This window comes from Escherichia sp. KTE114 (assembly GCF_000407765.1).
GTDB lineage: Bacteria > Pseudomonadota > Gammaproteobacteria > Enterobacterales > Enterobacteriaceae > Escherichia > Escherichia ruysiae.
On sequence record NZ_KE136626.1, the window covers coordinates 2,467,126 to 2,478,765 of the forward strand.

General features: G+C 52.5%; 8 protein-coding genes. 3 read left to right on the plus strand and 5 right to left on the minus strand.

Annotation, left to right across the window (positions count from 1 at the left end):
- Nucleotides 1-142 precede the first annotated feature (142 nt).
- From WC5_RS09350 to cusR, 5 genes are all read right to left on the minus strand, one after another.
- Nucleotides 143-1,033 (minus strand): DUF4434 family protein, encoded by an 891-nt coding sequence (locus WC5_RS09350; RefSeq protein WP_001228562.1) that lies wholly within the window; start codon nt 1,031-1,033, stop codon nt 143-145.
- Nucleotides 1,034-4,006, minus strand: a complete 2,973-nt coding sequence (nfrA, locus tag WC5_RS09345) for a bacteriophage adsorption protein NfrA (RefSeq protein WP_010350298.1) — start codon at nt 4,004-4,006, stop codon at nt 1,034-1,036.
- Nucleotides 3,993-6,230, minus strand: a complete 2,238-nt coding sequence (gene nfrB / locus WC5_RS09340; RefSeq protein WP_000383892.1) for a cyclic di-3',5'-guanylate-activated glycosyltransferase NfrB — start codon at nt 6,228-6,230, stop codon at nt 3,993-3,995. Before nfrB ends, nfrA begins: the two co-directional genes overlap by 14 nt.
- 149 nt (nt 6,231-6,379) lie before the next feature.
- Nucleotides 6,380-7,822 (minus strand): Cu(+)/Ag(+) sensor histidine kinase CusS, encoded by a 1,443-nt coding sequence (gene cusS / locus WC5_RS09335; protein ID WP_001284604.1) that lies wholly within the window; start codon nt 7,820-7,822, stop codon nt 6,380-6,382.
- The gene (cusR, locus tag WC5_RS09330; protein ID WP_000770939.1) at nt 7,812-8,495 is read right to left on the minus strand and encodes a copper response regulator transcription factor CusR; all 684 of its coding nucleotides are present in this window, start codon (nt 8,493-8,495) and stop codon (nt 7,812-7,814) included. Before cusR ends, cusS begins: the two co-directional genes overlap by 11 nt.
- A 156-nt stretch (nt 8,496-8,651) precedes the next feature.
- Between cusR and cusC the strand changes: the two genes are divergently transcribed.
- The 3 genes from cusC to cusB are packed head-to-tail and all read left to right on the plus strand — an operon-like array spanning nt 8,652 to nt 11,629.
- Nucleotides 8,652-10,034 (plus strand): Cu(+)/Ag(+) efflux RND transporter outer membrane channel CusC, encoded by a 1,383-nt coding sequence (gene cusC, locus WC5_RS09325; protein ID WP_000093103.1) that lies wholly within the window; start codon nt 8,652-8,654, stop codon nt 10,032-10,034.
- Nucleotides 10,035-10,057: 23 nt separating this feature from the next.
- Nucleotides 10,058-10,390: a Cu(+)/Ag(+) efflux RND transporter periplasmic metallochaperone CusF gene (gene cusF, locus WC5_RS09320; RefSeq protein WP_000709872.1), complete on the plus strand. Its 333-nt coding sequence runs from the start codon at nt 10,058-10,060 to the stop codon at nt 10,388-10,390.
- Nucleotides 10,391-10,405: 15 nt separating this feature from the next.
- Entirely contained in the window at nt 10,406-11,629 is a 1,224-nt protein-coding gene (gene cusB, locus WC5_RS09315) for a Cu(+)/Ag(+) efflux RND transporter periplasmic adaptor subunit CusB (protein ID WP_000717129.1), read from the plus strand.
- The last annotated feature ends 11 nt before the right edge of the window (nt 11,630-11,640 follow it).

The following is an 11,640-nucleotide window of genomic DNA, read 5'->3' on the forward strand; positions in this document are numbered from 1 at the left end:
GGCTATGCAGGTCGTAGTGGGGCAAAACCGAGACGCATAAAATGCGTTGAAAAAAGAGAATCTGCTAAACAATTAATACAAACAGGATTCTGATTAGGAAAGTGAAAAGGAAGGGAGCAAGCAAAGTTGCTCCCTTAAACAATTAATATTCGAGGATGCCACGCGCGACGGGCAAATAGCGCAGGGAGAAATAGAGCAAGTCCTTGCCGCAGGAGGCGCGTTTTGCTAATAGTGAGGCGATCTCCGCATCTGGTTTTGGTTTAGCTTCAAACGTTTTACCTTTGCCCGCGACAAACAATTCATAAACAATGCCGCTGGCGGGCGAGGCAATCTGGCAATCTGCACTGGCTTGCAGATAACGTTCGCGCTGCCCGGCGGTGAGTTTATCCACGCCGCTGCCATCCTGTACCCAGACATTAACGCTGGTTGCTTTAACTTGTTCCAGCAGTTGGCGATAGCCATCGGGCGACATGTTTCCGGCGAAAAAACTACTGACATAAATCGGTTTTGCCAAAACATCACTAAGCAGTCGCTGAGTATTATTTAACCATTTCAGCAATGGCTGGCGGGCGGCTTCGCTGCGCCAGTTCAAATCGTCAATTTCCGCACTGATGTACCAGCCATCCGGCGTTACGCCCGGTGCGGCGCTCCATAATCTGGCTTGCTGGAGATCGGCCGCCAGCAGGCGATTAAGATAGCTTTCCAGCGCCACAGATGACTGCTTCTGATGCATAAAAAATTCCGGATCGGCATTCAGGCCAACAATCAGCTTCAGGCCAGCGTGCTGCGCTGCCGCTGCACGTCTGAACAATAATGCACGCTCTTCTGGCTGGGTGAATGCATCGCCGTAACGGGTCCATTGCAAAACCAGAGTATCGAAGCCCTGCAAACGTAACTGGCTCATCAGCCCCTGCCACTGGGCGTCGGTGACCTGACTGTCACGATTTTGCGGTTGCCAGATGATACCTTTCATCGCAAAGGAAAAAGGGCTGACCAGCAGCAGTGTCAGCATTACGAAAATTAACTTACGCATTTACCAGTGCACTCCAATGGTGAGAAACGCGTTGTTGCGCTCCCCGCTACGTTGATTAATCGCCTTAAAGGTATGCTGATATTCGACGCCGAGACTGACTTTGTGCGGCCAGGCATCATAGTGCGTCTCGCCGGTCCAGATATTCCAGCGCACGCCAACACCGCCAAGCTGCGCGCCCTGAGTGCCTTTATCACGATAGCCGTTGTCCTGAACGTGAGCGTAAGGCTCAATGGTTTGTCCGTTCGCCACCTTCTGATGCCAGCTCACGCGATAATCTGCCGTCCACGCCTGAATATCCTGGCGGACATATTGCGCCGCATCGAGATACAGGTTTTGGGCAAACCAGCCTGAACCGTTCGGGTGCCACTCGTCGCTGTATTTGCCGCCGTTAAAGAACGAGGCACTGGCGCGCAGCATGGTATCGGAGGCGCCATTTTGCCCGTTCAGCGGCAACTGCTGTTCAACGGCGAGGAAAAAGATTTGGTCGCGCAGGGGCTTCCAGCGCAGGCCGGTGCCGGACATCGGATTTTTCACCGGCATTGCTACACCGTTTTCTCCGGTATCGGCAAATACACGGCTGTAAACCGAAAGCAGGTCGCCTTCCAGCAGCATATTGCGCCCGATGCGGTACTCGGCTTCCAGTTGCGCGTAGCTACGATAACTTTTCCCTGGCGCAGCGCCGCCAACATTGTTGTTAGCGGTACTCATCGCCCCGGAACGCAAGCCGATGGAAGAATCGAAACTGAACGTCCAGCGGCGACCGACATCTTCATGCAGACGGCGGAAATTGAAACGTTGCTGATTTTGCTCTGGCGTCAGTGGGGTTATTAGCGCCTGGTTATCAATATCATCAATTACCAGCCGGGCGTACTGTTGTGTTGCAGGCATATCATCCAGACGCTGGTTCACGTAGGCCAGTTGTCGGATCAGTGCTGGATCGTCCGGCAATCCTTTATGCGCCTGTTCCAGCATTTCCCGCGATTGCGCGATATCACCGCTATCCCACAAGGCGTAACCGAGCGCCGCCTGGGTGTTGCTGTTATTGGGTTCCAGTTCCAGAGCGGCGCGCAAATCGCTCACCGCCGCAGAGACATCATGACGTTGGCGATAAATCGTCGCCCGCGCAACGTAAGCGTTAGCAGAAGGTGCAATGTTAATTGAGCGTGTGAGATCGTTCAGTGCGAGTTCCGGTTGACCGGGAATATAACGTTGCGCATGTAGCCACCAGTACAGCGCATTGTTTCCCAGCCCGCGTTGTTCTGCCTGCTGAAGCCAGCGATCGCGAGCCGCGCCATTTCCTGCCGCCTGAGCGGTATTGGCGGCAGCAAGTAGATCTTCATTGCTCATGTCGTGAAGGCTGATTTTCTGCCAGGCCGCCAGTGCGGTGTTGTAGTCTTCCACCTGGTATGCCTGATAAGCCACCGCGCGATGTTGCCACGCGTTCGGTTGTCGTTGTTCTGCCTGAAGCCAGGCATACAACGCCACGCCGGGTAGCGTGTCCCGATAACACTTCGCCAGACGGTTCCAGGCCGCAGCATCGTAGGAAGGCGACATATCGCCCAGCAAGCGGACTATCACCGGGCAATTATCTGCAATCCCCGGTAACTGGCTTTGCCACTGACGCTGCTCCGCCAGCGGCAAGGGTTTCGATAAAATCGCCACTTTTGCCGGGGTCGCCAGGTAAGGATGCTTTTCCAACAGCGAAGCCAGTCGCGCCATTAAAGTATGACTGACGGTTGTATCTCCCTGGAAGGGGTAGCGTTGCAGCAACAAATCGGCAGCTTCGCGTGACTGTCCGTTCTGTATCAGTTGCCAGGTCAGTTGATCCAGACGGGTAAGATTTGCCGGTTCTTGCTGATACAGCAACCGCGCCAGACGCAGAGCTTCAGCCTTGTTACGAGTCGCCACGCTGACGGCATAACGCTCCTCAAGCATTTCATTGGCGGGAAGGGTAGCGAGCAGTTTTTGCGCTGCGTCGTACTGACCTTCTTTTAACAGCACCGGTAGCGTCGCGCCAACAACATACTGGCGGTTATCGGCAAACTGTACCGTGTGATTCGCCAACGCTTGCACCGGGTTGTCACTGTATTTTGATAACAGATAGAGCCAGCTTTTCTCTTGTGTGTCCGAGGTAAACAGCGGCTTATTTTCAGCGAGATAACGCTGGAGACGTGCTTTTTCGCCACGATAAGCCAGAGAGGTCGCGTAAGTAATATACGACTGTGGATCGGTGAAGATCCCCACTGATTGCAGCGCCAGGATCCGATCATCCAATTGCCCGGTAAGAAGCACATCAAACCACTGGCGGCGCTCTGCCGCGCTTAATGTATTCTGCTGGCGTGCTTCATTGTATAGCGTATCTGCCTGGGACCATTGTTTCAGGTAGATTGCCCGTTGCAGCAGATCGGTACGCAACGTTTTTCCTTCCGGCGATGCGGCAAACGTTGCATCGTTCAGTTGCGCTCTGGCGACAGGTAACTGTGCCAGGCGCAGGGCATTCTGCCCGACTTCACTGCGACAACGCAGGGTCGGCACAGCATCGCACGCCTTTTGCTGAGCCAGCAGTTCTTCAACGGTATTAACGGTTTTGACTTCTACTGGAATTGCCGCGAGATTGCGTTCAAGGCGGGCATCGCCAGGATGACGTTTTAGTTGATCCTCAAGCAACAGCCGCGCGCGATCATCATGACCAAAATGGCGATAGGCTTCTGCCAGATATAACGTCAACGGAATATTATCCGGCACCTGCTGATGAATATATTCAAATTCGCGGATGGCGGTTTTTTCGTCGTTATTTTTCTGTGCCTTCAGCGCCTTATCGAGACGGGGATAAATAACAAAATGGCGATAGTCGCTCAGCCCCAGCTCTTCTGCGCTGGTGCCGATATTGTCTGCGAGTGCGCTGGTACTCAATAAAGACGTCAGCAGTAAACCAGACCATCCGATGACGCGATTAAGGTTATTTTCCTTCATTTTCGGACTCCAGCTCCGCAACCTGTTCTGTGGTTAAACCTGCTTTGAGTAATAATGATTGCATCGAAACTTGTAATTCGCGTTGAATTGTCAGGACGCGATCCAGCGTTTCCTGGCTAATAACGCCTTCGGTGACCAAAAATTTACCGAGCGGCAGTGAGCTGCGTTCATGGCGCAATAACAACACGTTAATTGCAGAACGATTAATATGGCCGAGCGTGGTCAGTATTTCGGCGAACAGGAACTGATGCGGTACATATTGCTGCCAGATGTCGCTGGCCTGCTGTTCAGTGAGCCATTGCTGCTGAACCGCATTGTGCAACATTGCTCGTGGGTCATAACCGCGACGACGCGCATACCAGTGACGTAAACCGGTGACGATTTGCCCGCGCAGAACAATGACGTAACGCACCTTGCGTCCGACCTTACGTGTCAGAGCCGCCAGTGAAACCGGATCGATACCATCTTCGCTGCCGACAATTAACTCATCATTTTCCAGACGTAGCGGCAGCACCGCATAATGTAGCGCCACGGACGCAGGCATTTCGGCAATCAGCGAGGAAGGGATCTGCCAGGCATCGATCGATTCCCACGCCACGCCGTTTTGCTCCGCCAGTGCCTGCGCCAGTTGCTCGGCGCTAATCAATCCCTGCATCAGCATCGAACCGCCGAGGCGTAGACCTTCAACACGATTACGCAGTGCTGTATCGAGTTGCTCTTCAGTGATGACCTGATTTTCCAGCAGGATTTGACCTAACGGGCGCAACGAACGGGTATCGCCAGTCACGCTGGGGAAATCATGCGTCGTTTTATCCCATGCCACGCGACGCGGGTCGCCGTGCTGAAGAACCTGTTTCAACGCGCGCCAGTTGGCCATAAAATTAATCAGGTTGCCCCAGAATAGCCGCAGGACGGAGAGTAAGCCTTGCGTCAGGCCGTAGTATCCGGTGACAAAAATCACTCGTTGCACAATGCGGTTGATCATCAAGCCAAAGTTTAGCCACAGCAGGGTCATCAACCATGTGCTGCCGCTGAAAATAGAAAGAAAATGCCAGGCGTCGGAGCACAAACTTTCATACGCCATCAACAGCAGAAGCTGGAGCATCACCAGCATCGCGAGGAAGCTGACAAAGTTACTGATTGCCCCTTTGCGGTCGCGCCAGAGAAAGTAGTTCAGCGTCAGACTGGAGGTCCATTTGTGGGTTTTAAAGCCCTGGAAAACAATGCCGATGATCCAGCGAGATTTTTGTCGAACCGCAGTTGAAAATGTGTCGGGGAAATATTCGCGCACGCAGATCATGTTTGACGTCCGCGCGTGCTGTAAAAATTTACGCTGTTCGCGCTCTTTGGCTTCGTCCACCACCGGAAAACGGACAAAAATTTCCGTCATACCTTTTTCTTTCAGGCGGAAGCCAATGTCGTAATCTTCAGTAAGACTCTGCACGTCGAAAGCAATACCGTCACCGTCAGCTAACAGTGCGGTCACGGCGCGGCGGCTGAAACAGGTGCCGACGCCTGCGCTGGGCACTTGTCCGGCGAGGGCTTCACGCACCGGAACATCTTTGCCATGCAGTTCTGAAAACTCATCGATATAGGTCATGCTGGTGAAGTGCGTCCATTCGCGTTCGAACGGATACACCGGGATCTGAATCAGATCTTTACGCTCGACCAGATAGTTGAACAGACGCAATTCCATCGGTGAAATCACGTCTTCGGCATCATGCAGAATAAAACCAGCAAAAGCGAAATTGGCGCTACGCTCAAACTGGGTGATGGCGTCCAGCACATTGTTCAGACAGTCGGCTTTACTGGTGGGGCCAGGACGCGCACAGACCACCTTGTGCACATTCGGAAAGCGAGCGCACACTTCGTCAACATCACGCTGAGTATCGGGGTCGTTGGGGTAAGTGCCGACAAAGATATGATAGTTTTCGTAGTCGAGCGTGGTTGCCGCCAGCTCGGCCATATTGCCGATGACGCCAGTTTCATTCCACGCCGGAACCATAATCGCTAAGGGTTTTTCATCCGGCTTATACAGTTCGCGGTAACTCATTCGCGGGTAGTGGCGATAAACACTCAACTTGCGCTTAATGCGGCGTACCCAGTAGACGACATCAATAAAAAAATCGTCCAGCCCGCTGATGAACATTATGACCGCTAACGTTATCGCGATTACTTTTAAGCCGTAGAGCCAGGTAGCAAAAACATCAAGAAGCCAGTCCACACAAAAACCTTACATTAACGCTGGTTATGTTTAGGGTGGCGTATATTAAGGTTTTTTATGGATTGTGACAGCTTTTTACCATTAATAGGTAGGATTATTGCGGCACGTTATTTTTACACTGGTTATAAAAGTTGCCGTTTGCTGAATGATTAAGCGGGTAATGTGATAATAAACCTTGTCTCCCGCGCATCTGACGTAACCGCAACCGTGCCTTTATGCGCGACAACAATCGATTTCACTATCGCCAGACCAATGCCGCTACCTTCGCCTTTTCTCTGGCGGGAAGGGTCAACGCGGTAGAAACGGTCAAACAATCGCGGTAAGTGTTCGGGCGCAATGGGCGTACCGGGGTTTTCGACGGAAACTTGCACCAGGTGATCGACCTTCTGGCAGCGTACTACAATTGTCTCTCCGGGCGGCGTATAACGCAGGGCGTTAGAAAGCAGGTTACTTAACGCCCGACGCAGCATCAGCGGATCGCCCGCAACCTGACACTCGTCACCAACAAACCGCAGCTCCACGCCGCGATCTTCTGCTAACGCCTCGAAAAAATCGAACACTTTGCCGACTTCATCCGCCAGGTTGAGCATTTTCTTTTCGGGGATTAGCTGGTTGTTATCGGCCTGAGCGAGAAACAGCATATCGCTGACCATTTTCGCCATTCGCGTCAGCTCTTCGAGATTAGAGTAGAGCACATCTTCCAGCTCCTTCTGGCTGCGCGACTGGCTGAGGGCGATTTCTGTTTGCGTAATGAGATTTGTAATTGGTGTGCGAATTTCGTGGGCGATATCCGCTGAGAAATTGGACTGGCGGGTAAAGACATCCTCAATACGCTCGATCATATGGTTGAACGACAGTACCAGCTGTTCCAGCTCAATGGGCACGGTCTGCGGGTTGAGGCGAACGTCGAGATCTTTCGAGGTGATATTCTGGATTTGACGGCTGACGCTGCGGATCGGCGCGTGACCTTTATGTACCGCCAACAGCACGATGAAGACGATCAGGATGCTGATGATCGATGCGGTCATAATAAGTTTATTCATCAAATCATTAATGTAATGAAGATGAAAATCGATCGAAAGTGCGATGTAGAGCGTATAAATCGGTTTGCCGTCCACCAACGGGCCAACCGGCAAGCTAATCATCCGCCAGTTGCTGTGTTCCATATGCCCGTGACCGTGGCCTGGCATCATAATCGTCGGGCCGGAAAGGAGATACACCTCGCCGCCCCGCGCGTCTTTATCGGGTATGGCGTCACGCGTAAACTCGCGGATATCGGGCGCGCCGGGGGAGTGATACACCGTTTTACCGTGGCTATCTGCCAGAGAAATCAATACGTTGGAATAACCACTGACAATATCTTCCAGCGTCATTAAGCGTCGGGCTTGCGTCTCTTCAGGATGATTAAGAACGCGCTTGAGCGTGGCGCTAATCTCTTTTAAATCATTAATATCCTGCTCGGCAAAATGCACCTTTACCGAGTGGATCATGATCCACGCGAAGGCGAAAAATGCCGCGATGGTGGCAAGGCTGATAAAAAAGGTCAGGCGGGTTGCCAGCGAAAACGGGCGCTGAAACGGCTTATTGGCCATCCGGCACCTCAAGCATATAGCCCACGCCGCGCACGGTCTGAATTAGCTTCGGCTCAAAGTCGTTGTCGATTTTGCCTCTCAGCCGCTTCACTGCCACATCAATGGCGTTGGTGTCGCTGTCAAAATTCATGTCCCACACCTGTGAGGCGATAAGCGAGCGGGGCAGCACTTCGCCCTGATGGCGGAGAAAAAATTCCAGCAGAGTAAACTCTTTACTGGTCAAAGTGATGCGCGTGCCGCTGCGGGTGACTTTGCGGCTGACGAGATCGACCATCAGGTCGGCAACCTGAAACTGACTTTCGACAATTACCGCCGCCCCGCGCCGCAGTAAAGTGCGCACCCGCGCCAGCAGTTCAGCAAAAGCGAACGGCTTCACCAGGTAGTCATCCGCTCCCAGCTCCAGCCCCTTGACACGATGTTCAATCGTACCCAGCGCGCTGAGCAGCAGAATCGGCATCCCTTTGTTGGCAGAACGCAACATGCGCACGATATCCCAGCCGTTCACGTCCGGCAGCATAATATCGAGGATTATCAGATCATAATCACCGGTCATCGCCAGATGGTAGCCATTCAACCCGTTGTCGGCCAAATCGACTACAAAACCGGCTTCGGTTAACCCTTTGGTCAAGTATTCTCCGGTTTTCTTTTCATCTTCGACAATCAACAGTTTCATATTTCCTCCGCATGTTGCCCGGGCAATTCTAGAGGAGCGGGATCAGATGGCAATCGCTTATTGGCAAAATGACAATTTTGTCATTTTCCTGTCACCGGAAAATCAGAGCCTGGAGGGTAAAGTTGGCGGCATAAAATCACCAGAAATTATGCGCCTATGTCTTCTTGTAAACTCCTGACACTTTGTGTAGCCCTTGCACTAACCGGTTGTTCACTGGCGCCGGATTATCAGCGTCCGGCAATGCCTGTGCCGCAACAGTTCTCACTCAGCCAGAACGGCCTGGTTAACGCGGCAGATAACTACCAGAACGCGGGCTGGCGCACCTTTTTTGTTGATAATCAACTGAAGACGTTGATTAGCGAGGCGCTGGTGAATAACCGGGATTTGCGCATGGCGACCCTGAAAGTGCAGGAGGCGCGGGCGCAATATCGTCTGACCGATGCCGACCGTTACCCGCAACTCAATGGCGATGGCAGCGGCAGCTGGAGCGGCAATCTTAAAGGCGATTCAGCCACGACTAGGGAGTTTTCGACTGGCCTTAACGCCAGCTTTGACCTCGATTTTTTCGGTCGCTTAAAGAACATGAGCGAAGCCGAGCGACAAAATTATTTAGCCACTGAGGAAGCTCAGCGCGCGGTGCATATTCTGCTGGTTTCTAATGTCGCGCAAAGCTATTTCAATCAGCAACTGGCTTATGCGCAATTGCAAATAGCCGAAGAAACGCTGCGTAATTATCAGCAGTCATATGCGTTTGTCGAAAAACAACTGTTAACCGGCAGCAGCAATGTTCTGGCGCTGGAACAGGCTCGCGGGGTGATTGAAAGTACCCGCAGCGATATCGCTAAACGTCAGGGGGAACTGGCGCAGGCGAATAATGCATTGCAACTGTTATTAGGAAGCTACGGCAAGCTGCCGCAAGCGCAGACAGCGGGTAGCGACAGCCTGCAAAGCGTTAAATTACCGGCGGGCTTGTCGTCGCAAATCTTGTTGCAGCGCCCGGATATTATGGAAGCTGAACACGCGTTAATGGCGGCTAATGCCAATATTGGCGCCGCACGCGCGGCATTTTTCCCGTCTATCAGTCTGACCAGCGGAATCTCAACCGCCAGCAGCGATCTCTCATCATTATTTAACGCCAGCAGCGGAATGTGGAATTTTATTCCCAAAATTGAGATCCCCATTTTTAATGCCGGGCGTAACCAGGCCAATCTGGATATCGCTGAAATTCGCCAGCAGCAGTCGGTGGTGAATTATGAACAAAAAATCCAGAATGCCTTTAAAGAAGTGGTAGATGCGCTGGCGTTACGTCAAAGCCTGAATGATCAAATTAGCGCCCAACAGCGTTATCTGGCGTCGCTGCAAATTACCCTGCAACGGGCACGGGCATTATATCAGCACGGCGCAGTCAGTTATCTGGAAGTGCTGGATGCCGAACGTTCTTTATTTGCTACCCGACAAACCTTACTCGACCTGAATTATGCCCGTCAGGTTAATGAAATTTCTTTATATACCGCCCTGGGTGGCGGTTGGCAGCAATAATTTTTAACTCCAGGAGAGAATAAATGAAAAAAGCACTGCAAGTCGCAATGTTCAGTCTGTTTACTGTTATTGGTTTTAATGCCCAGGCTAACGAACATCATCATGAAACCATGAGCGAAGCACAACCGCAGGTGATTAGCGCCACCGGTGTGGTAAAAGGTGTTGATCTGGAAAGCAAAAAAATCACCATCCACCACGATCCGATTGCCGCAGTGAACTGGCCAGAGATGACTATGCGCTTTACCATCACCCCGCAGACGAAAATGGGTGAAATTAAAACCGGCGACAAAGTGGCGTTTAATTTTGTCCAGCAGGGCAACCTTTCTTTATTACAGGATATTAAAGTCAGCCAGTAACCCAGGTTTAATTCAATGAAAAAAATCGCGCTTATTATCGGCAGCATGATCGCGGGCGGTATTATTTCTGCGGCAGGTTTTACCTGGTTTGCAAAGGCGGAACCGCCAGTGGAAAAAACGCCAACCGCAGAACGTAAAATCTTATTCTGGTACGACCCGATGTATCCCAATACGCGGTTCGATAAACCAGGTAAATCGCCGTTTATGGATATGGATCTGGTGCCGAAATATGCCGATGAAGAGAGTTCTGCGTCTGGTGTACGCATTGACCCGACCCAGACGCAGAATCTGGGGGTGAAAACGGCTACCGTCACGCGCGGGCCGCTGACTTTTGCCCAGAGTTTCCCGGCGAATGTCAGTTACAACGAGTATCAGTTTGCCATTGTGCAGGCTCGAGCCGCCGGATTTATTGACAAAGTTTATCCGCTCACGGTGGGCGATAAAGTGAAAAAGGGCGCGCCGCTTCTCGACCTGACCATTCCCGACTGGGTGGAAGCGCAGAGTGAGTATTTACTGCTGCGCGAAACCGGCGGTACGGCGACCCAGACCGAAGGTATTCTTGAACGCCTGCGGCTGGCGGGAATGCCGGAGGCCGATATTCGCCGCCTGATCGCCACGCAAAAAATCCAGACTCGCTTTACGCTCAAAGCGCCCATTGATGGCGTGATCACCGCGTTTGATCTGCGCGCGGGAATGAATATCGCCAAAGATAATGTGGTAGCGAAAATTCAGGGTATGGACCCGGTGTGGGTCACTGCTGCGATCCCGGAGTCTATCGCCTGGCTGGTGAAAGATGCCTCGCAGTTTACGCTCACCGTTCCGGCGCGACCCGATAAAACGCTCACCATCCGCAAATGGACGATGCTACCCGGCGTAGATGCCGCGACCCGCACTTTGCAACTGCGTCTGGAAGTCGACAACGCCGACGAGGCGCTAAAGCCGGGAATGAACGCCTGGTTGCAACTCAACACCGCCAGCGAACCGATGCTGCTCATTCCGTCACAGGCGCTGATTGATACCGGCAGCGAACAGCGGGTGATTACCGTTGACGCCGACGGGCGCTTTGTACCGAAACGCGTTTCCGTTTTCCAGGCCTCGCAAGGCGTCACCGCGTTACGCTCAGGTCTGGCGGAAGGGGAAAAGGTGGTTTCCAGCGGCCTGTTCCTGATTGATTCTGAAGCCAATATTTCTGGCGCGCTGGAGCGGATGCGCTCTGAAAGTGCTACCCACGCGCATTGAGGGAATAACCA